The sequence below is a fragment of the Maribacter sedimenticola genome, from assembly GCF_900188415.1.
Lineage (GTDB): Bacteria > Bacteroidota > Bacteroidia > Flavobacteriales > Flavobacteriaceae > Maribacter > Maribacter sedimenticola.
Genome location: NZ_FZNV01000009.1, coordinates 50495 through 72813, shown reverse-complemented (window position 1 = coordinate 72813; position 22319 = coordinate 50495). Strand labels below are relative to the sequence as shown.

Annotated in this window: 15 protein-coding genes; 6 read left to right on the top strand and 9 right to left on the bottom strand. The window is 37.9% G+C overall.

Translation table 11 applies throughout. The annotated features are described in order from the left end of the window. Positions 1-157: 157 nt before the first annotated feature. The gene (locus tag CHB68_RS16950) at positions 158-2659 is read left to right on the top strand and encodes a fasciclin domain-containing protein (RefSeq protein ID WP_245838978.1); all 2502 of its coding nucleotides are present in this window, start codon (positions 158-160) and stop codon (positions 2657-2659) included. A 255-nt stretch (positions 2660-2914) separates the two neighbouring features. On the opposite strand, the gene yidC is transcribed toward CHB68_RS16950, so the two are convergent. The 3 genes from yidC to CHB68_RS16935 form a co-directional block, all read right to left on the bottom strand. After that, positions 2915-4765, bottom strand: coding sequence for a membrane protein insertase YidC (gene yidC / locus CHB68_RS16945; RefSeq protein ID WP_089262856.1), 1851 nt, complete (start codon positions 4763-4765; stop codon positions 2915-2917). A gap of 68 nt (positions 4766-4833) precedes the next feature. Continuing rightward, positions 4834-6471: a CTP synthase gene (locus tag CHB68_RS16940; protein ID WP_089262854.1), complete on the bottom strand. Its 1638-nt coding sequence runs from the start codon at positions 6469-6471 to the stop codon at positions 4834-4836. A 59-nt stretch (positions 6472-6530) separates the two neighbouring features. Continuing rightward, on the bottom strand, positions 6531-6764 hold the full coding sequence (locus CHB68_RS16935) for a DUF3820 family protein (protein WP_089262852.1): 234 nt from the start codon (positions 6762-6764) through the stop codon (positions 6531-6533). 48 nt (positions 6765-6812) lie between these two features. Between CHB68_RS16935 and CHB68_RS16930 the strand changes: the two genes are divergently transcribed. After that, a complete protein-coding gene (locus tag CHB68_RS16930) occupies positions 6813-7682 on the top strand; it encodes a hydroxypyruvate isomerase family protein (RefSeq protein ID WP_089262850.1) in 870 nt (289 codons plus the stop codon). 63 nt (positions 7683-7745) lie between these two features. On the opposite strand, the gene CHB68_RS16925 is transcribed toward CHB68_RS16930, so the two are convergent. The 4 genes from CHB68_RS16925 to guaA are packed head-to-tail and all read right to left on the bottom strand — an operon-like array spanning position 7746 to position 12390. Beyond that, entirely contained in the window at positions 7746-8276 is a 531-nt protein-coding gene (locus CHB68_RS16925) for a DUF922 domain-containing protein (protein WP_089262848.1), read from the bottom strand. Continuing rightward, positions 8264-8668 carry an OsmC family protein gene (locus CHB68_RS16920; RefSeq protein ID WP_089262846.1) on the bottom strand — a complete coding sequence of 135 codons (405 nt, stop codon included), beginning with the start codon at positions 8666-8668 and terminating at the stop codon, positions 8264-8266. The genes CHB68_RS16925 and CHB68_RS16920 overlap by 13 nt, the downstream gene beginning before the upstream one ends. Before the next feature lies 1 nt (position 8669). Continuing rightward, a complete protein-coding gene (locus tag CHB68_RS16915) occupies positions 8670-10856 on the bottom strand; it encodes a LysM peptidoglycan-binding domain-containing protein (RefSeq protein ID WP_089262844.1) in 2187 nt (728 codons plus the stop codon). A 1-nt stretch (position 10857) separates the two neighbouring features. Continuing rightward, on the bottom strand, positions 10858-12390 hold the full coding sequence (guaA, locus tag CHB68_RS16910) for a glutamine-hydrolyzing GMP synthase (RefSeq protein WP_089262842.1): 1533 nt from the start codon (positions 12388-12390) through the stop codon (positions 10858-10860). Positions 12391-12464: 74 nt separating this feature from the next. Between guaA and CHB68_RS16905 the strand changes: the two genes are divergently transcribed. Continuing rightward, entirely contained in the window at positions 12465-13190 is a 726-nt protein-coding gene (locus CHB68_RS16905) for an SIMPL domain-containing protein (RefSeq protein ID WP_089262840.1), read from the top strand. A gap of 381 nt (positions 13191-13571) precedes the next feature. Further along, the gene (locus CHB68_RS16900; protein ID WP_089262838.1) at positions 13572-14117 is read left to right on the top strand and encodes a pyridoxamine 5'-phosphate oxidase family protein; all 546 of its coding nucleotides are present in this window, start codon (positions 13572-13574) and stop codon (positions 14115-14117) included. On the opposite strand, the gene CHB68_RS16895 is transcribed toward CHB68_RS16900, so the two are convergent. Both CHB68_RS16895 and bshC read right to left on the bottom strand, forming a co-directional pair. Next, a complete protein-coding gene (locus tag CHB68_RS16895; protein ID WP_089262836.1) occupies positions 14106-15488 on the bottom strand; it encodes an ArnT family glycosyltransferase in 1383 nt (460 codons plus the stop codon). The two genes, CHB68_RS16900 and CHB68_RS16895, sit on opposite strands and share 12 nt — an antisense overlap. Next, positions 15488-17092: a bacillithiol biosynthesis cysteine-adding enzyme BshC gene (gene bshC / locus CHB68_RS16890; protein WP_089262834.1), complete on the bottom strand. Its 1605-nt coding sequence runs from the start codon at positions 17090-17092 to the stop codon at positions 15488-15490. Before bshC ends, CHB68_RS16895 begins: the two co-directional genes overlap by 1 nt. 170 nt (positions 17093-17262) lie before the next feature. On the opposite strand from bshC, the gene CHB68_RS16885 reads away from it, so the two are divergent. Beyond that, entirely contained in the window at positions 17263-19713 is a 2451-nt protein-coding gene (locus CHB68_RS16885; RefSeq protein WP_089262832.1) for a M14 family metallopeptidase, read from the top strand. Positions 19714-19944: 231 nt separating this feature from the next. Further along, the gene (locus CHB68_RS16880; RefSeq protein WP_089262830.1) at positions 19945-22314 is read left to right on the top strand and encodes a DUF2339 domain-containing protein; all 2370 of its coding nucleotides are present in this window, start codon (positions 19945-19947) and stop codon (positions 22312-22314) included. The last annotated feature ends 5 nt before the right edge of the window (positions 22315-22319 follow it).

The following is a 22319-nucleotide window of genomic DNA, read 5'->3' as shown; positions in this document are numbered from 1 at the left end:
TTCATTAAAATTATTTTGTTAAACTTTTATAAAATATAATTAAACAAAATAATTGTATTGTACATTTAAACCATCAACAATAATAATATTTATAATAATGATTTAGATATTATGTTTATTTATTCAACTTATTAATTAAACAATTTAAAACACCGCTATGAAAAAAATGTTACGATTTAAGTATTTTATGTTATTCGCCGCGTTGTCCGTAATGATATGGTCATGTGATAATGACGATAATGATGAGGACCCAATGGTAGAAACCAAAACCATTGTTGAAACCGCTCAGGCCGAAGAAGCACTTACTTCTTTAGTTACCGCGTTGACAACGGCCGATAATTCTGAAGGGACGGACTTAGTTGGCACTTTAAGTTCTACTGGCCCGTTTACTGTTTTTGCTCCTACGAACGATGCATTTACCGCGTTATTGAACCAATTGGATGGTTTTGATTCCTTATCAGATTTTGACACGGACGAAGAAAGAGAACTCTTAACTACCATATTAACTTACCACGTCGTTGCAGGGGTTGCTGCAAAATCTGGAGATTTAACGGACGGCATGACCGTAACTACCGTTCAAGGAGAGGATATTACCATAGATTTGGAAGGTGGCGTATTTTTGGATGATGCAACCGAGGTTAATGCAAAAGTAGTTATTGCCGATGTGGAAGCGAGTAACGGTGTTGTACATGTCATTGACAAAGTTATTTTACCAAAAGCAATTATTGATGCGCTGAACGAAGGTTCCATGACCAATGAAAATGGAACTTTGACGGATATAGTAGTAGCAACGGAGCCATTATCACTTTTAGAGGCAGCGGTTATCAAAGCAGATTTAGCAGCAACGCTAAGTACAGAAGGTCCGTTTACCGTATTTGCACCTACTGATGTTGCTTTTGTTGCATTATTGGAAGCATTGGGAGACGACTATAATAGTCTTGACGATTTTGATACCGAAGAAGAAATTGCGTTATTGAAGAATATTCTTCTATACCATGTAATCCCGGTAAAGGTACTATCTACCGACTTATCAGAAGGTGCCGTGGCTACCGCTTATACAGATAACAGCATTGAAGTAATTGCTTCGGGCGATACTTTTGTTATTGGTGATGCCTCTGACACCAATGCCAATATTACAGGTGTTGATATTATGGCTTCCAATGGTGTTGCCCATACTATAGATAAAGTATTGTTGCCACAAGCGGCAATTGATTTTGTAGTGTCCTTACAATTAAAAACCATTGTGGATACCGCCGTGGCTACAGATGACTTAAGTCTTTTGGTCGATGCCTTGGTACAGGCAGATGCCGGACTAGTCGAAACCCTAAATGGCGAAGGACCTTATACGGTTTTTGCACCTACCAATGCAGCTTTTGTAGCGTTATTGGACCTTTTAGGAGAAGATTTCAATAGCCTAGCCGATTTTGATACCGATGAAGAAAAAGCATTATTGACCAAAGTACTGACCTATCATGTAGTAGCCGGTGCCGCAGCTTTCTCAACCGGATTGAGCAACGGACAATCTATTGAAACCGTACAGGGTGAGAATGTAACCATATCCCTCATGGAAGGAGCCGTACAAATTATGGATGCTACTGAAACAAATGCTACAGTAGCCCTTGCAGACGTTGAAGCGAGCAACGGTGTGGTTCATGTAATCGACAAAGTTTTATTACCACAGGAAGTTTTGGACATGCTAGCGGCCATGAGTCTAAAGACTATTGTTGAAATAGCAGTAGAAACAGATGACTTAAGTTTATTGGTGGATGCTTTAGTACAAGCCGATGCCAATTTAGTGGAAACATTAAACGGTACAGGGCCATTTACCGTTTTTGCACCAACTAATGATGCATTTATAGCATTATTAGAGACATTGGGAGATGATTATAACAGCCTTTCGGATTTTGATACCGATGAAGAAAAAGAATTATTGGTTACTATATTGACCTATCATGTAGTTGCCGGTGCAGCTGCATTCTCTACAGGTCTAAGCAATGGACAAATGATAGAAACCTTTCAAGGTGAAAATATTGGTATTGTTTTAGAAAATGGAGGTGTTAGTATTATGGATGCAACAGAAATGAACGCCAATGTAGCTATAGCGGATGTTACCGCCAGCAATGGTGTGGTACATGTAATAAATAAGGTTTTGTTACCGCAAGCAGCTTTGGACGCCCTTGCCCCATCAGTACCAAATATTGTGGAGACCGCACAAAGTGTGGATGACTTGAGCTCGTTGGTAGCCGCATTGATCCAAGCCGATGCCGGATTAGTGGAAACTTTGAGCAGTGATGGGCCTTTTACGGTTTTTGCACCAACAAACGAAGCTTTTGCCACGTTTTTGAATGATTTAGGAGCTAGCTATAATAGTTTAGAAGATTTTGATACAGATGAGGAAAAAGCCTTGTTGGCTCAACTTCTTACTTATCATGTTGTAGCAGGCGCTGCTGTGGCCTCTACCGACCTTACCGACCATCAGGAAATTGTAAGTGTACAAGGAGAATCACTATTTGCAATTTTAGGCAATGGTGTACAAATACAGGATAAAACACAGGTCAACGGTAATGTAGTTACGGCAGATGTAATGACAAGCAATGGTATAGTACATATTGTGGATAAAGTATTGTTGCCACAGGAAATTATTGATGCATTGCATTAATCTCCCCCGAAATGCAATTAGTAAGATTAGGCCCCCTTTTTATAGGGGGCTTTTTTAGACCAATTTTGTAAACATCATCAACCACTCCTTTAGCATACAATAAACCCTCCTTGACAACTAAGTTTTGAAACCCCTAAATAATAACCGCATCTTTAACATCCCAAATCTTACCAAACCAATCCTTAATCAATGGCAAAAGCCCTTTCAAAATTGAAAGGGCTTTTTATTTTAATACATCTGTTAGCCAACGCTTATTTACTTCTTTTTTTGAGCTTCTGCCTGCTCCATCATCTCTCGCATTTTCTTCTGAAACTTATTCTCCTTTTTGGGTTTCTTCTTGTTTTCTTGAATTTGTGCGTGTATTTTATCATTATCTATGATAAAGTTCTTAATGACCAACATTATACCAATGGTTATCATATTGGAAACAAAATAGTACAAACTAAGTCCACTTGCATAATTGTTAAAGAAGAACAACATCATGAACGGCATTAGGTACATGATAAATTTCATATTGGGCATACCAGGTTGCGTTGGCATGTTCTGCCCAGTGGTCATCATCATATAAAAGAATATGGCTATAGAAGCCAATATTGGAAACAGGCTTACATGGTCACCATAAAAAGGTATTGAAAATCCTTCTGGAAATTGATAAATAGTATCAAATGAGGAAAGGTCATCTGCCCATAAGAACGATTTTTGACGCAGCGCGAACGAAGTCGGGAAGAACATGAACAATGCGTAGAAAATGGGCATTTGTATAACCGCCGGGATACAACCGCTCATAGGACTCACCCCTGCCTTACCGTACAGCTTCATGGTTTCTTGCTGCTTTTTCATCGCATTATCCTTGTACTTTTCGCCAAGCTCTGTAATTTCAGGTTTTAACACCTTCATTTTTGCTTGGGACAAGTACGATTTATAGGTTACGGGAGACATTGCCAAACGGACTAAAATGGTCATGATAACAATAGCTATACCATAAGGAAAATAGGTACTTATCAACGAATAAAACGGAGTAAATACATAACGGTTGATCCAACCAAAAATACCCCAACCAAACGGTATGGAATCCTCCAAGCCCAAATCCTCATACTTGGAAAGTACCTCAACATCCGTAGGACCAAAATACCAATGCAAATCCTTGGCTATTTCACCACCTTCCAATTCTATAGGAAGTTTTGAGGAATACGCCTTGGTAAAACCAAATGTTCTACTTTCCTCCTCTACCAAATTGACCGAAGCAAGTTCACCGGATTTAAATGGCTCGTCCGCAGCTAAAATACTGCTGAAAAAGTGTTGTCTATAAGATATCCATTTAATATCCTCCTCTGTTTCCTCGTCATCACTCCCCTCGGACAACTTACTGATTTTATCATCCTCATGATTGTAGGTCAACCGGGTATATCTATTTTCATATTCTATGCTCTTGGAGTGGCGAATACCTTTTAACGCCCAGTCCAATTCAATTGGCTTATTGGAACTGATCACATTGTCCAAACCTTTTGTCTTGATCTGAAAATCTACCAAATACTCATTTGGTTTCATTTCATACCTATATTCAAGGTACTGATTGTTGGCCGTTTTAGCTTTTAACGATAATATTTGGTTACCGCTGGCCTTGCTCAAAGTAGGCTCAAAATAAAGATCCTTGGTATTCAATACCCTGTTATCTGTTGTGGAAAAATCAAGACCAAACGAGGCGTTACCATCCTTGACCAAATACACAGGAACAGAATCATAGGTTACGAAATTTTTCATTTTCGCCTCTACAATCTGTCCACCCTTATTGCTTATTTTCAATAACAGCACTTCATTTTCCAATGTGGTTATATCATTGGACGGTTTGGTAAAACCAAACGCCCCAAGTTTTCCTTGGTACGTAGCTACGGCGGTAGAATCCTGTAAATCTAATTGTTGAACTTCAGTACTAACGGTCTCCGTAGTGTTTTCCGCTGCTTTGGCGGCTTCTACCTGTTCCTGTTTAGCTTTTTCCGCCGCCAACTCCTCTGGGGTAGGTTGGTTTTGGTAAAACATAAAGATGAGTATTCCAAAAATCAGCACAAAGCCAATAATGGAGTTAACATCAAATTTCTTTTCTTCCATGAGGTAATTCTAAATTAATTGGGAATATTACAAATTCAAGACAGCAAATATATGCCCAAAAATAATGTTTATGCCAATGTGGCATTAGTTTGTGATTTTTTATATGCCAGGGCCGCTTTAACAAATCCCACAAAAAGCGGATGTGGATTGGCCACGGTACTCTTATATTCCGGGTGATATTGAACACCAATAAACCAAGGATGGTCCTTAGCCTCTACAATCTCCACCAAGTTGGTTTTTTTATTGAACCCGGTAGCGATCAAGCCGGCATGTTCCAATTTATCCAAGTACGCATTGTTAAATTCATACCTATGACGATGACGCTCTGATATTTGCGCAGCGCCACCATACACTTCCCGTACCAAACTACCTTCTTTTAGATCACAATCCCACGCACCCAAACGCATGGTACCTCCTTTATCGGTAATTGTTTTTTGCTCTTCCATGATACTAATGACCGGGTCTGGTGTATTTTCATCCATTTCGGTAGAATTTGCATTGGCCAATTGCAATACATTTCTGGAAAATTCAATAACCGCCATCTGCATTCCCAAACAAATTCCAAAAAATGGAATTTTCATGGTTCTGGCAAATTCCACGGCCTTTACCTTCCCTTCTATACCACGCTCCCCAAATCCTGGAGCAACCAAAATGCCGTCCAGTCCTTTGAGTTTGGTTTTATAATTGGAAACCGTAAGATATTCAGAATGTACAGATTTTACATTGACCCTTACCTCATTAGATGCTCCTGCATGTATAAATGCCTCTAAAATAGATTTATAGGAATCTTGCAATTCAACATATTTACCCACCAACCCAATGGTTACTTCATTTTTTGGGTTTTTATGGCGTTGCAAAAATTCGTTCCAACGGTCCAAATCAGGCTCAACGGTATTTGGTAATGCCAATTTTTGAAGGGTCACGGTGTCCAAACCTTCTTCCTGCATCAATAATGGTACATCATATATGGTAGATGCATCTATACTTTGAATGACCGCTTCACGCTTTACGTTACAAAAAAGTGCCAATTTATCCTTTATCTCATCAGAAATTTGATGTTCTGTACGGCAGACTAAAATATCTGCCTTGATACCACTCTCCATTAAGGTCTTGACCGAGTGCTGTGTAGGCTTTGTTTTCAATTCGCCCGCAGCGGAAAGATAAGGCACCAATGTCAGGTGAATTACAATGGCATTATTATCTCCAAGCTCCCACAGTAATTGCCTAACCGCCTCTATATATGGTAAGGATTCAATATCACCAACAGTTCCCCCTATCTCAGTAATAACAATATCATACTCGCCACTTTTGCCCAAAACCTGAACGCGCTCCTTGATTTCATTGGTAATATGAGGAACTACTTGTACCGTTTTCCCTAGAAATTCACCTCTACGCTCTTTTTGGATTACACTTTGGTATATTCTACCCGTAGTAACATTATTGGCCTGTGAGGTACGAACGTTTAAAAATCGTTCATAATGCCCCAAATCCAAATCTGTTTCCGCTCCGTCATCGGTCACATAACATTCGCCATGCTCATAAGGGTTTAACGTTCCTGGATCTACGTTGATATAGGGATCTAATTTTTGAATGGTAGTTTTGTAGCCGCGAGACTGCAGTAATTTCGCCAAAGAGGCTGCAATAATGCCTTTTCCTAATGATGAAGTAACGCCTCCCGTAACGAAGATGTATTTGGTTTGTGCCATGTATCGAATTCTATGTTACGGGACACAAAGTTACAAATTGAGGACAGAACTTGACGGATTTACCTAGGAAAATGTTTTTGTATTTTTCGAATTATGGATTCTAGCCCATTTATTCTTATTTCTAACGTAGATTTCAATAAATCTCCCAATTTTCCATCAGGAAATCCTTTTTGCTGAAACCAAATTAAATAAGGTTCCGGCAAATCTATTAAACACCGGCCTTTATATTTACCAAAAGGCATTCTATAATGGGCCAATTCTATAAGTTTTTGCTTATCTGGATTAATTTCCATTTTTAAATCTAAAAAAATTATCTTTAAGGAATCATCAACTTAAACAACATGAAAAGAAGAAATTTTATTGGAACATCAGCAGCTGCCTCTGTTGGATTCTTAACAACCTCAGCAGCAATGGCCAACAATGAAAATAAAAATCTATCCCCTAAATTAAAATACAATATTAATCATAGCGTATGTTATTGGTGCTATGATTCCATTCCTTTTGAAGATTTTCTTAAACATTTGGTAGCAATGGACATTAGATCCATTGACCTGGTAGGTCCAGACGAGTTTCCTTTATTAAAAAAATACAATATTCATGCCTCCATGTGTTGGGGCGCTGGAAAAGGTATTGTAGAAGGCTGGAACGACCCAAAACTTCATGATGAACTTATTGCAGATTATGAGCGCGTAATCCCATTGGTTGCCGAGGCCGGATATACCAATCTTATTTGTTTTAGCGGAAATAGAAATGGTATGGACGATATGGTAGGCTTACGTAACTGTGCAAAGGGACTAAAACAATTGATGCCATTGGCCGAAAAACACGGTGTAGTTTTGCAAATGGAACTTTTAAACAGTAAGATCAACCATAAGGATTATATGTGCGACACCTCTGAATGGGGCGTTTCTCTTTGTGAAACCATAGGTTCTGAAAATTTTAAATTATTATATGATATCTACCACATGCAAATTATGGAAGGTGATATTATTAGGAATATCCAAGACTACCACCAATATTATGGTCACTATCATACGGGAGGCAACCCTGGTCGTCATGAAATTGATGAGACCCAGGAAATATTTTATCCTGCCGTAATGAAAGCTATTGTTGAAACCGGTTACACAGGTCATGTGGCACAAGAATTTGTGCCCAGCTGGGAAGACAAACTAGCCGCCTTAAAACAGGGGGTTACCATTTGTGATGTATAAATATTTTCCTAAGAGTTATCAAAAAAGGCACCTTTCTAAAGGTGCCTTTTTTACTTATAAAAATTATTGTTTTAAAGCAGCTTCAATCTCGCCCACCCATCTTTCCTGAACGGTTAAATTCCTGGAATAATTGGTCTCTGCATCATATTTGTTCTGAAAATCATTTAACTGACGTAAAGTAGCCTTATATATTTTGCGCACTTCCTCCTTTATATTCTTTCCAAAACTTGCATTTTGCAGACGCGCTCTGAGCTTTCGAGCATAAAGTTCTGTAATATTAAAATGCAGTTGTTCGTGCAATAAGGTATTGTCATTACAAACTTTTGGCCTATACCAAGAACGTGTAGGATAAAAATAAGCATGCACATTAAAATTCACCTTCATATCCCCGCCTTCATGATAAGTAGAAAAATCATAGCTAATACCACTTGCGGTAGTGGCAGCCGCATTTGCCCCATTAGGCACATCTCCTTTAAAATTAGCCCAATTTAGTCTGAAATCCGGACTCCAAGGTATTTGCTCTTGGCCATAGACCCATACAACCTGAGCCAACAGAAATAGCACTCCGAGCTTAATTTGATTTATAGATCCCAATGATAGGTTATTACTTTCTCTGTATCAGGATGAAGGCTGTATAGCACGGGACAGGTATTGGCCGTATGTTCCAATATTTTCCTGTCTTTACCCGAAACTTGAGCCGGTAAATGTAGCTCTACTTCAATTTTTGAAATTCTTCTTGGCGAAGGGGACATATGTTTGGTTACATCCGCTGTAGAACCCTCTAATGCAACTTCCAGACCTTTTGCCTTAATGCCCATCATAGTAAGCATGCAGCTTGCCAAACCCGTGGCTACGGTATCGGTAGGCGAAAATGCTTGCCCTAGACCATTATTGTCAACAGGGGCGTCCGTTACAAAGGAACTACCGGATTTAACATGTATACATTCCGTTCTTAAATTGCCGTTATAGGTTACTTTTGCCATCATGTTATTTCAATTCCTTTATTCTTAAATCATCCATCATCATGATATAGGAAGCTTGGTTATAATAACCGGAAATTCCCTTACGTTCATAATCGAACTTATTGCCGTTATATTCCGTTTCTCCAATAAACCTTGATACATCTATCAAATCATTTTTATAGGCTAGTTTCAACAACAAATCATAGGTCAGGTCAAAGCCTCTTACCGCATAACGGTCCGGATCGTCACCAAAACGTTTTCTGTAACGTTCCACAAATGAATTATTGCCCACCACACGATTTACCGATGGATAGGTGAAATTTAAATTGGAAAGATGAGTGTTGGATATAACATCGTTTTCAAATGCAGAATTCATATCTGTTGTAAACATGCGCACCTTAACCTTATCCTTATCCGACAGGGGGTCAAAAGCTGTATTGTTGAAGGAATTTAAAATGGATACCACACTGGCAACCAATCTATAATTTTCCGATTCTACAAAAACCCAGTTTGGAACCTTATTTGAAAGTAAGGTCTGTAACTTATCCCTATTAATACCTATATTTTTTTCCTCTTCCTTGACTACAACAACCTTGGCAGTAGGGAAATGGTCCAAAATTGCCTTTTGCCTATTCCTGCTTTTTTCATCGGCAATGACCAAAATGGTTTCATTGGTATGTGTTCCTTCCACATAATCCAACATATGATCTACCAGCACATCTTCATTGGTATAGGAGAAAAATACGTTGTCCAGACTTATATCGCTCTTTGCGGGAACAGGCGCTACTACAGGAATATTGTATTTGGAGGCCTGCACCGCAGTTTCTTTTAAAGAAGCAATATCCAATGGTCCAAAAATGGCATTGTAACTTCCTAAATTTTCTGCCTGAAGTATTTTTTTGGTATGCATTAGGTCCAACTGATTGTCCAAAGTTTTCACATGGACAGAAACGCCCAAGGACTGCAAGGAATCTATTGCCACCAATGCCCCGGAATAAAGCCCAAGACTATATTTTAAGCTATTTCTGGAATCAATTACTTTTTCCGTCCCTTCTTTATCCGCCAAATTCAACTTATCTAAACGAAACGGCAATAGGAACAAAACTTTAGGTGTAATGGCTACATTGATGCTATCCAATAAATTAACCTTGTCCAAAACCAACGAATTACGCACTTCATAATCCCCCACATTGTCCTTTGGCAATTTCAAGATCATCCCAGCCTTTAGACCATCCTTTAAATCTGGGTTCAGTTGGGTAAGTTCTGCCCATGTCATTCCAAATTTTCTGGTCAACCTGAATTCATTCTGTTTTGGCTTTACCTCATAGAAGATGTAATTATCGGTATTGATGACACCGGGATCAACCTTTTTTTCCGGAATTCTAATAACCATACCCTCCTTAAGTCCACCACGTTCGGTTATTTCCGGATTTAAACGAACTATTTCATCGGACTTTACACCAAATTCCTGTTCCAGTCTATAAAAATTCATTTTAGCAGGTACGGTGTAAGAAATAAAAAGCTCCGTTACCTGATTAGAAACTGTACTGCCCGCAATTTTTGGCATTAACAGCTCATACCCTTCGGACAAATAATTGTTTGTCTTGGACAAGCCAGGGTTAAGCACCAACATACTGTCAATGGTTATTCCATATTTATGGGCAATACTCCATCTTGTCTCCTTTGGTGCAACGATATACTTTTCATAATCATCAGAATTCAAAGGATTTTCTACCACAGCAGGTGCCTTAAATTTTGGAATGCGCAGTTCCATCTTTTTCTGAAGCGGAGAAGCATACAGTACCTTATTATATTTTTTGAGCTCATCTTCCGTAATCTTATACTGCTGGGTAATTCCAAATATAGTTTCCTTTTTTCTTACCCTGTGCGTAGTAAACCCGATAGGCTCCCTAACAGTGACGGAATCCTGCATTATATTCTTATTGAGTACCGATACGGCATCTGTGGTCCGGGAAGCGACTTTTGCCCCCGGAACGACCAATATTGTATTTGGCCTTAAAGCTTGACCAGCTTTAATCTCTTTATTGTACTGTAAAATATTAGCAGGGGAAACACCATACATCTTGGAAATACTCTCCAAGGTCTCTCCGGATTTTACTTCATGTGTATTGAACTTTTGGCCCAATGCGGTACACGAAACCAAAAAGCAAAAAGCACAAATTAGATAAAGCTGATTTACTATATATTTCATATTATTCCCATTCTATTGTTGCTGGCGGTTTTGAACTTATATCATATACGACACGATTGACGCCAGGGACTTTATTGATGATATCATTTGAGGTTTTTTGCAAAAACTCATATGGAAGATTAACCCAATCTGCAGTCATACCGTCCGTACTTTCTACAGCTCTAAGTGCAACACATTTTTCGTACGTACGCTCATCTCCCATTACCCCCACACTATTTACCGGCAACAACATGGCTCCTGCCTGCCACACTTTATCATATAACCCCCATTCCTTAAGTCCATTGATAAAAATGGCATCTACTTCTTGTAAGATCGCCACTTTTTCCGGGGTGATATCCCCAAGGATACGAATTGCCAACCCTGGCCCAGGAAACGGATGCCTGCCTAACAACGACTTATCTATTCCCAAACTTGCACCTACCCTACGAACCTCATCCTTGAACAACATTTTTAAGGGCTCTACCACTTTTAACTTCATAAAATCTGGCAAACCACCTACATTATGGTGGCTTTTAATAGTTTGCGAAGGGCCACCGGTTGCGGACACTGACTCAATGACATCTGGGTAAATGGTACCTTGTGCCAACCAAGTTGCATTTTCCACTAAATGCGATTCATCATCGAACACCTCAATAAATACACGTCCTATAGTTTTCCTTTTGGTTTCCGGATCGCTCTCCCCAGCCAAATCATCCAAAAAGCGTGCCGAAGCATCCACACCCTTTACATTTAGACCCATGCCCTCATATTGCTTCAATACATCTGTAAATTCATTTTTACGCAAGAGGCCATTATTAACGAAAATACAATGAAGGTTCTTGCCAATAGCCTTATGCAGCAATACGGCCGCCACGGAAGAATCAACCCCTCCGGACAATCCTAAAATAACTTTTTCGTTTCCAATTTTTTGTTTCAACTCCGCAACGGTCTTGTCCACAAATGCATCTGGGGTCCACGTCTGTTCCATTCCGGCAATTTTCACCAAAAAGTTTTCCAGAACCTGTTTTCCATCCGTAGAATGGTATACCTCTGGGTGAAACTGGATAGCATAGGTTTCCTCTCCTTCAAATTTAAACGCTGCATTTTCAACATCATGCGTACTTGCCAAAAGGGTTGTATTTTCCGGTAGATGCTTGATAGTATCCGCATGGCTCATCCATACTTGGCTACCTGCGTCTACCTTATCAAAAAACGGTTCATTACCCTTAACAAAGCTAAGGTTTGCCCTACCATATTCCCTAGTATTGGATTTTTCTACACTACCCCCATTAAAATGGGCCAAATACTGAGCGCCGTAGCAAACTCCCAACAACGGCTTTTTACCCCTAATGGCAGATAGGTCCGGGTGAGCAGCATCATCTCCCCTAACGGATAAAGGAGATCCAGACAAGATTACCGCCTTATAACCGGAAAGGTCCTCTGGCAATTTATTATATGGCTTGATTTCAGAAAAAATGTTGAGCTCACGAACGCGTCTACCGATCAATTGGGTATACTGTGAACCAAAATCTAATATTAGGACTTTATTTTGCATGGGCAAAAATAGCAAATTGACGGTTCTTGAAAAGTATCTTTTGGTTATATTTAAACTTCATTTCAATTTTTTTTATGAAAAATGTAAGTGCTATAATTTTTGGAGCGGCAATAATCATTGCAGCCTTTTTCCTAGGAAATGCTTATGTGCGTAGGGCCAACCCTCCACAGATTATTTCGGTAACCGGGCTGGGGAACGAAAATTTTACCTCTGACCTTATTGTATGGGAGGGACAATTTTCATCTAATAGCACAGTATTGAAAACCGCATTTGACCAATTGAACAATGATAAGGAAATCGTAAGGCAATATCTGACTTCTAAAGGTATTCCTGCAGAAAATATCATTTTCAACAGTGTACAGACTACAGAAATGCGTGACAATCAATATGACAACGGAAATTATGTAGGCAGTATCTTTAGGGGTTATCAACTGACCCAAACCTTAAAAATAGAATCTGAAGACGTGGCATTAATTGAAGGGGTATCCCGTGAAATTACAGAACTGCTCAATAAAGGGGTACAATTTAACTCATACCCTCCAAGATATTATTATACCAAATTAGCCGACCTTAAGATTGAAATGATTTCCAAAGCCACGGAAGACGCGCGAATACGTGCAGAAAAGATAGCTGAAAATGCGGGTAGTGGTTTAGGAGACCTTGTATCTGCAAATATGGGTGTATTTCAAATTACCGGTCAAAATTCTGGAGAAGATTATAGTTGGGGCGGAGCTTACAATACGTCCTCCAAAAACAAAACCGCATCAATAACCATGAGATTGGAATACAAGGTAAAGTAATTCCTTAACTTTAATTAATCGTTTGCAAGGATCTGGATCAAAACCAACTACAGTTTCCTTATGCCTAATTTCCATAAAACAAAAGCCCGGTAATCAACCGGGCTTTCTAATCAACCAACCATTAATTTGAATACAATAAAAAGAATAATCTTTTTCATAACAATCTGTATTCAACCCTTTTGTCGTATTATTTTTTAATTCCTTACATGACTTTAAACAAAAAGCCCAGGAACCACCCTGAGCTTTTCAACTAAATCTAAACCAACTTCAAACCAAAAAAAATCAAAATTTAATTTTCATAGCCATTTTCTATATAACAACTACATAAAGCTTTACCCTACCCTACTTGGCTTTTATTTTTAACTTTAACAAAAAAATACAATGTCCGATGTCTTTTTTGAGGAAATGCGCAATGAAATATTCAATGGAGTCAATGAGCATGGACATCCATTTAGAACCATTTCCCTAGCAACCGTTGGTCATAATGCCATACCCAGATTATGTACCGTTGTCTTGCGTGAGGTCACCAATGATTTAAAACTGACCTTTTATACCGATAGCAGGTCCCAAAAAATAAGTAATTTAATGTTGAACGATCAAATTGGTCTACTTATGTACCATCCTGATAAATTATTGCAGATAAAGGTTGAAGGACAAGCACATATTGTAAAGGATGTTGAACGATTAAAGGATACATGGAACAACATACAGCCTAATAGTCGGCGGGATTATATAACCCAACATAGTCCTAGTAGTAAAATAACCAATCCTAGTACTATTGAATACTTAAACGATGGTCATTATTTTACCATGATCGATGTTGTGCCACAAAAAATGGAATTCCTAAAACTTAAAAGACCTCATCATATACGAATAGCCTTTGAAAAGAAACAGGATACCTGGAGCAGCACATTTTTAGTTCCCTAAAGCGGAATAAAAATAAATATTCTGCTTTTCCTTCCCAAAATCAAGAATGCTGTCCATAACTACATACTGCCCATTAGCGGGTTTGTTAAATGACACTTGAAGTTTAGGTTCTCCGGTATGCTTATCCTCATACGAATAATCATCTTGGGCTATGATAGTACGTCCCGGTTGTAATAAACGTATATTTCCTGCATAGGTAACATTAGGCAACGTCCATTGATCATTAGGATACTTATTCTCCAACATTTTTGCGACAGGATGAAATCCATATTGAACAGAAGACTTAATCTGCAGCAATTGCTCCAAAGGTGTTCTGACCACTTGGGCAAATAGTACACTATAAAATAACCAATATCCTATTTTAACGACCTTCATTCCATTTTTTAATTCAATGGACTCCATCAATAAAATGGTAAAGGGTATGAACAGTGGCAAAAGCCACCTAGTCTCTACTTTCTGGGTCTGAAATATTACGAAAAACAACAGCAATACAAGAAACTGGATTATTGCCATTTTTAAAAACCAACTGTTGACAGGCTTTTTAAAGGTTAAAACTTTAAAAAAGAAGCCTAAAGCCAAAACGATCAGCATTATGTATACCAAAGCCAATATTCCCTTGAGAAAAGTAAGTACCGGTAGTAATGAAAATGTGGGCTTTATGGTATTGCCCATAACCTTTTCCTGAATACTTTCCGATAGGAAAACTTGATATCCTGAGGAGCCCAATAACCAAGATATATGTGGATAGATTATGGCCAAGGCGATTATTATGGAAATTAATACACGGATATTCCAAATTGCCGAAAAAAGTTTTTTATCCCAAATGGAAACCACCAATAATGTGATTAAAAAAAACACAAAATTATATTTGGACAAGATTCCAACACCTACCAAAAGACCCAGCAAAACGTAGTACGGATATGTTTTATATTTTATTAATTGATGTACGCAAAAATAGGTGCCAATTATAGCTATGCACAACAAACTGGTATGTGACAACCTTCTAAACATAAAATCTATACATACCGGCACCAATACCAATAGTAAGGTTGCCAATTGCGCCTTGGTATTATATTTTAACCGTACCAATGCAAATCTATATAGGACTAATAAGGTCAATGCAAAAAGCACCCCACGAAATAAAGAAAACGCTATCTTATGTACACCAATGATTTTGTTGATACCATATTGGACCCACGTATATAAGGGAGGTTGATCATCATAACCTAATCTTAACCATTGGGTATAATAGGCCTGTTCGGCATCTTCCAATTCCAAGGCGCTTTTTAACAAGGTGATTCCGGTAATTGCCAGAAAAGAAATAAATGCAAGCAGGGCTACCTTATATCCAGAATCGCCTTTGCCTACCATTATGTACAGGTTATCACAGTAAAATCTAACGACAAGGGCTGCAATGCCTTGACTAACATTGGTATTAATTCCTTACCATATGCTAGATAAAATTCAGCAAAATTAAGGTTACGCTCTTGCAAGGATTGTCTGGGGAAAAGTTCATTCTGTATTTCCGTTAACCTAATTACATGATCTTTCAATTTTATTTTCTGTGCTTTTAACAGACGTTTTTCCAAAGCATCCAATCCTTTTTTTTGCTTGACCTCTTGGGCCTTTACCGCTCCTAAAAAAGATTTGTCCGTTTTTTCCGCCAAGTCATATAAAGCCTCAAATTGTGCTTCCAATGCCTTTTTTTGGGGTGTAAAATCAATATCTATATTAGAAATTTCCCTTATCTTTTTATTGATAAGACTACTTTGTTTTAAGAACAGATCGGACTTGGAAATTTTCATTCGGGCAAGCTTATCGGCCTGTTTATCCGTAATCAGCAATGCTGAATTTCTGACCAACAAAATAGGAAAAGGTACGTTCATTGCTTGGAAAGTGCTCTTAAGCTCCAACCAATATGCTATTTCACCCCCACCGCCTATGTAACAGAGATTAGGTAATATTACTTCTTGGTAGAGCGGCCGTGCAATAACATTGGGTGAAAACCTTTCTGGTGAATTTTCCATCTCATGTACCAGTTCTTCCTTGGTAAATGAAAGTTCCGTATCATTTACATAATACTTACCCTTACTTTCCACAATTCGCCCACGAACACCATCCGCCAAATAAAAATAATTGATTTCACGCGGATTCACTTGTACGGTATAGTCCATAGACAACTTTTCCAAGTCAACGATAGTGGCAGATACTTTATCAAAAGCTATTTGCTCAAAAATATCCTTCTTCATAAAAGGCACCAGCATCTTTTTCAATTCCTTGTCATCCCCATTAACTACAACCAATCCATATTGGGAAAATAATTCATTGGCCAAGTACCGGGTAGCATCGGTTAAATTATCATGTTCAAGATATGAAGCCTCAAACAGCTCTTTTAAATCTTGTGCATTTTTACTGTCACCAATAGTATTTGCGAACAAGTTAAAGACTTCATTTAAACCTTCTGTGGACAAGTGACCTACCGCACCACTGGCCTTTTTGTTCCATTGAAATTTTAAGCCTTTGTAATTGAAATAATTGATTTCCTCAAAATCATGGTCTTCCGTAGCCATCCAATATATAGGCACAAAATTGTTTTCAGGAAACGCAGTCTTTAATTCCTTTGCAAGATTTATAGTGGAAATTATCTTATACAAGAAGTATAATGGCCCCGTAAAAAGGTTCAACTGATGACCGGTTACTATGGTAAAAGTATTGTCTTCCTTTAACAACGCTATATTCTCGCGTGTTTGTTCCGATGCATTTACCTGTTGATATTGATTACTTAAGGACCGGTATAATATGGTGCGCTGTTCCTTAGTAAAACTCTTTCTCTTTTCATCAATTTGACCTTTAAAACCTTCTATGGAAGGAAATCTATGGTACAAGGGCTTTAATTTTACATCTTCTGCAATGTAATCACAAATGAGCTTTGAAAAGTATCCAGTTTTATCTAAGGGTAAACAATCAATATCCATACAATAATTAAAAACGAGGTAAATATAAAACCCTTTAGGCTTATTGTTCCTAAAAATACGTTAATTAGCTCAAGTACCAACTACCTATTTACTCGCTAAAATACACTTCATTAAATGGTGGTTTAGCATTTAATTTAATAGATTTGGCCGTATCGATTAGAACCGACCATATGAAAACAAAATTACATTTTCTTCTTTTAGTATTACCGTGTATTGCCATTGCCCAATTGAAATCTCCCTCAGAGTTTTTAGGCTACGAGTTGGGAACCCAATTTACCAGACATCATCAAGTAGTAGATTATTATGAGTATTTGGCCCAGGCAGAACCACAGCGCATGAACCTTATGGAATATGGCAAGACCAACGAACGCAGGTCTTTGTTGTTAGCAACAATCTCGAGTAAATCCAATATGGACAATCTGGAGCAAATTAGATTGGAACATTTAAAAGGTATGAAAGGCGAAGGAGCCCCAAACAAAGCTATCGTTTGGCTGAGCTATAATGTACATGGCAACGAAAGTGTTAGCACAGAGGCGTCAATGCAGACCATATTCGACCTATTGACCGTAAAGAGTGACTATCTGGAGGATATTGTCGTTTTAATAGACCCATGCATTAATCCCGATGGAAGGGACCGGTATGTAAATTGGTACAATCAATATAAAAATTCACCCTTTCAAGTAGACCCCAATAGCAAGGAACACCATGAAGGATGGTGGAGTGGCCGCAGCAACCATTACATGTTCGATTTAAATAGGGACTGGGCCTGGTTAACACAGGTAGAAAGCCAACAACGTTTGGTACAGTTTAATAAATGGTTACCTCACGTTCATGTTGACTTTCACGAGCAAGGAGTTGACAACCCCTACTACTTTGCCCCTGCTGCAGAACCATTTCACGAAGTGGTTACCAATTTTCAAAGAGAGTTTCAACGTACAATAGGTAAAAACCACGCCAAATACTTTGATGAAAATGGATGGTTTTATTTTACCAAAGAGGTATTTGACCTTCTTTACCCCAGCTACGGCGATACCTACCCTACCTACAATGGTGGCGTAGGAATGACCTATGAACAAGGTGGTAGCGGCCAAGCAGGTTTAGGCATTGTAACCGCTATTGGCGATACGCTTACTTTGAGGGATAGGATTTTGCACCATCATACTACCGGACTTTCAACCGTAGAAGTGGCATCCAAAAATATTACCAGGCTAAACGATGAGTTTAAAAATTTCTATGCCGATAAAGGCTATACCTACAAAAGTTATATCCTAAACGGAAATCCAGATAAAATAGAGGCTCTTTCCAATTTATTGGACAAGCATGAAATAAAATATAATGCAGGTGTAAATACCACGGTAAAAGGGTACAATTATAAAACTGCCAAAACAGGTTCCTTTAAAAGTTCCGGCAATAGTTTGGTCATACCATCTAACCAACCAAAAAGTACCTTGGTCAAAGTCTTGTTTGAGCCCATTGCAAAATTAAGCGATTCTGTCACCTATGACATTACCGCATGGTCCCTACCATACGCCTATGGTCTTGATGCCATTGCCAGCGAAACTACGGTCAACGGTGTAGGTGTTGTACAAGACAATACCGACTATAGCGCTATAGCACCCAATAGTTATGCATACTTAGCGGATTGGAACAGTATGAAAGATGCTAAATTCCTTGCAGAACTTCTACGCGAAAAAATACGGGTTCGTTTTGCACATAAACCATTTACCTTAGATGGCAACGCCTATGAACGCGGAACCCTCATCATTACCAAAAGTGACAATAAAAACGTAAAGGATTTCAACGTAATTCTTAAGAAAGCAGCGGTTACCCACAAGAAAAAAATAACCGCTACCAATACCGGCTTCGTAGAAAGCGGAAAAGATTTTGGCTCTAGCTATGTTGATGTAATTCAAAACCTGAACATTGCCGTCCTATCCGGTAACCCTACATCTACCCTTAGGTTTGGTGAAATTTGGAATTTCTTTGAGCAGCAATTAAACTATCCTGTTTCCATTTTGGATGAATCTTATTTTCATAAGGTAGACCTTTCTAAATATGATATTCTTATTCTACCAGATGGTCGTGGTTATAATTCTTTTTTGAACAAACACATCAAACAAAAGATCAAGGATTGGGTTAAAGCAGGCGGAAAATTAATTGCCATGGCCGGTGCAATTGATGGACTTTCATCGGATAAGGATTATGCCATTAAGGAAAAAGAAACAAAAAAAGATTCTACCATTAACCTAGAATCATTTGAAGTCTCTGAACGTGAGCAGATCAAATCGGCTATTACCGGTGCCATCTTTAAAGCTACAGTAGACAATACAAATCCGCTGGCATATGGATATAGCGATACTTATTTTACCCTTAAATTGGGAGACCGGTCCTATAATTACCTTGAAAACGGTAGTGCCGTATACCTAAGCGAAGGTGCCAACGAACCCGTATCTGGCTTTGCCGGTAGCGAAGCTAAAAAGAAAATAGCGGAAACTTTGGTTTATGGCACGCAACGAATGGGCAAGGGTCAGGTTATCTATATGATAGACAATCCTTTGTTCAGAGGTTTCTGGGAAAATGGCAAACTATTTTTTGCCAATGCGCTCTTTATGGTGCATTGATTCCAAGAACCGGGTCATTAAAGCTACAATTGTTTTATTTTATGGGCTTATACGACGGTTAAATTGTATAGTAAGCATGTTCTAAATAAGAAATCAACGAAAGAATATCCATGAATTATTCCTTTTAATTCATGGATATTTTTTGACCTACCCTTATCTCTTTCCAACAAATTGCGGGTTTAAACGTTATTTTTAACGAAACCAATCCTAGAGGCATTAAAACCAAACCGCATGGAGGCCAACCAAGACCAAATTAACGAGTTACTTCAAAAATTGGAACTATTATTAAAGAAACAGCAAGACTTTAATATTCAGGTCAACGAAATACGACGGGATATCCAAATTCTTAAAAAGGAACAATTTGAAAAAGACAATAGTCCTTCCGTAAGCAACATACCATTACCAAAGGAACAATTAAATGAAGAAACAATTTCCCCTAACCAGGTTCCGCCAATAAAAAAGACTAAAACAGTACCACAAGTAGCGGCAATTCAAACTTCGCAACAAATACAGCGTAAAAAAAATACTGAACCCCGCAAGACAAAATCTAATATTGAAAAGTTCATTGGGGAAAACCTAATCAATAAAATTGGAATTTTAATTACTATAATAGGGGTGGTCATAGGGGCTAAATATTCCATTGAAAATAACCTTATTAGCCCTTTGACCAGAATTATTTTGGGTTACTTGCTAGGCCTGGCGCTATTAGGTTTTGGTTTTAAATTAAAAGCTAAATACTTGAACTACAGTGCAGTTTTAGTAAGTGGCGCATTGGCCATAGTATACTTTATTACTTTTGCAGCCTATGATCTCTATGGATTATTCAATCAAATAACAGCATTTGCAATAATGTTGATATGTACGGTGTTTGGGGTGGCGGCATCCTTGAATTACAACAAACAGATAATAGCACATATTGGTTTAGTAGGTGCATATGCCGTTCCTTTTCTTCTTAGCAACAATTCTGGAAATGCAGCTGTTCTCTTTACTTATATGGCCATAATCAATACGGGTGTTTTGGTCATAGCCATTCAAAAATATTGGAAGGCATTGTATTATGTTTCTTTTGCCTTTACATGGCTTATATATAGCGGCTGGTCTATGTTTTCAAGAGAGTCTACAGAGTTCACCATGGCCATTGCTTTTTTAGCCATATTTTTCTTGATCTTCTATATTACTTTTTTAGCTTTTAAAATATTAAAATCGGAACAGTTTAAGATATCGGATATAGTTATGATCATCCTGAACTCATTTTTATTTTACGGTCTTGGTATCTCTCTAATAAACGAACATGAAAACGGGGAATCCTTTTTAGGCCTTTTTACATTGACCAATGCTGTTGTTCATTTTATTGTCACTATATACATTTACAAAAGAAAATTAGCCGACCAAAACTTGTTCTATTTAACATCCGGTTTTGTGTTGACATTCATTACCATTGCCATACCGGTACAGTTAGATGGTAATTGGGTTACCCTACTTTGGGCGTCTGAAGCAGCCCTTCTTTTCTATATTGGAAGAACAAAAAAAATAGCCTTTTATGAACACCTATCCTATATCCTAATATTATTATGTCTGTTTAGCCTATTAATGGACTGGACAGAAACCTACCTAAATTATAGTTTTACTAACAGAGATACCAATATAGCACCGTTCTTCAACAGTAAAATGTTGACCTCCATATTATGTATTCTAGCATTGGGCTTCATGAACTTTATCTTACATAGATATACGATCCAAAAAAAATCTATGGCCATGCAAGTAATGACATTTGCCTTACCGGCAATGCTTCTTGCTACTTTTTATTTTTCCTTTTACCTAGAAATTGCACACTACTGGGACAACGCCTTTGAAGCTTCCCGTCTTAAATTGAGTACTGAGGACGGTTCGGAATTTCCAAAATATAATTATAACCTAACTGATTTAGGTAGTATTTGGAAGCTTCTTTATACCGTTATGTTTGCTGGTATTCTAAATTTATTGGCATCCTATAAGTTTAAAAATAGAATTTTCGGTATTGCAAGTCTATGTTTTGCATTGTTCGTTATAATCGCATTCTTGACCAATGGCCTTTATACGTTAAGTGAATTAAGACAAAATTTTATTTCCAGGGATATAGAAACCACGTATTATATTGGAACCTATAACATTTACTTACGATATATTGCCATTGCATTCTTTGCTTTTTTAAGCTATACTATCTACACCTTGATCAAACAATCGCATGTAAAGATTAATTTTAAAATACCTTTTGAACTTATCATGCACTTGTCCATTATTTGGATTGCCAGTAGTGAATTATTGAATTGGCTGGATTTATCCAATATTGAACAATCCTACAAATTAGGTTTAAGTATTTTATGGGGACTATATGCTTTGTTACTCATTGCACTGGGAATCTGGAAAAAGAAAAAACACCTTCGTATTGGGGCCATTATCCTGTTTTCCTTTACGCTGATCAAGTTATTCTTTTATGATATTTCATCATTGAACACCATTTCCAAAACTATAGTTTTTGTTTCCTTAGGGGTGTTGCTTTTGATCATTTCATTTTTATATAATAAATACAAACATATCATAGCTGATGAAACCAAGAACTAATGTTT

Bases quoted from the DNA above. Each gene is read 5' to 3' on its own strand.
- CHB68_RS16950 (WP_245838978.1), top strand. From the start codon at position 158: ATGAAAAAAATGTTACGATTTAAGTATTTTATGTTATTCGCCGCGTTG.
- yidC (WP_089262856.1), bottom strand. From the start codon at position 4,765: ATGGAAGAAAAGAAATTTGATGTTAACTCCATTATTGGCTTTGTGCTG.
- CHB68_RS16940 (WP_089262854.1), bottom strand. From the start codon at position 6,471: ATGGCACAAACCAAATACATCTTCGTTACGGGAGGCGTTACTTCATCA.
- CHB68_RS16935 (WP_089262852.1), bottom strand. From the start codon at position 6,764: ATGGAAATTAATCCAGATAAGCAAAAACTTATAGAATTGGCCCATTAT.
- CHB68_RS16930 (WP_089262850.1), top strand. From the start codon at position 6,813: ATGAAAAGAAGAAATTTTATTGGAACATCAGCAGCTGCCTCTGTTGGA.
- CHB68_RS16920 (WP_089262846.1), bottom strand. From the start codon at position 8,668: ATGATGGCAAAAGTAACCTATAACGGCAATTTAAGAACGGAATGTATA.
- CHB68_RS16915 (WP_089262844.1), bottom strand. From the start codon at position 10,856: ATGAAATATATAGTAAATCAGCTTTATCTAATTTGTGCTTTTTGCTTT.
- guaA (WP_089262842.1), bottom strand. From the start codon at position 12,390: ATGCAAAATAAAGTCCTAATATTAGATTTTGGTTCACAGTATACCCAA.
- CHB68_RS16905 (WP_089262840.1), top strand. From the start codon at position 12,465: ATGAAAAATGTAAGTGCTATAATTTTTGGAGCGGCAATAATCATTGCA.
- CHB68_RS16900 (WP_089262838.1), top strand. From the start codon at position 13,572: ATGTCCGATGTCTTTTTTGAGGAAATGCGCAATGAAATATTCAATGGA.
- CHB68_RS16895 (WP_089262836.1), bottom strand. From the start codon at position 15,488: ATGGTAGGCAAAGGCGATTCTGGATATAAGGTAGCCCTGCTTGCATTT.
- bshC (WP_089262834.1), bottom strand. From the start codon at position 17,092: ATGGATATTGATTGTTTACCCTTAGATAAAACTGGATACTTTTCAAAG.
- CHB68_RS16885 (WP_089262832.1), top strand. From the start codon at position 17,263: ATGAAAACAAAATTACATTTTCTTCTTTTAGTATTACCGTGTATTGCC.
- CHB68_RS16880 (WP_089262830.1), top strand. From the start codon at position 19,945: ATGGAGGCCAACCAAGACCAAATTAACGAGTTACTTCAAAAATTGGAA.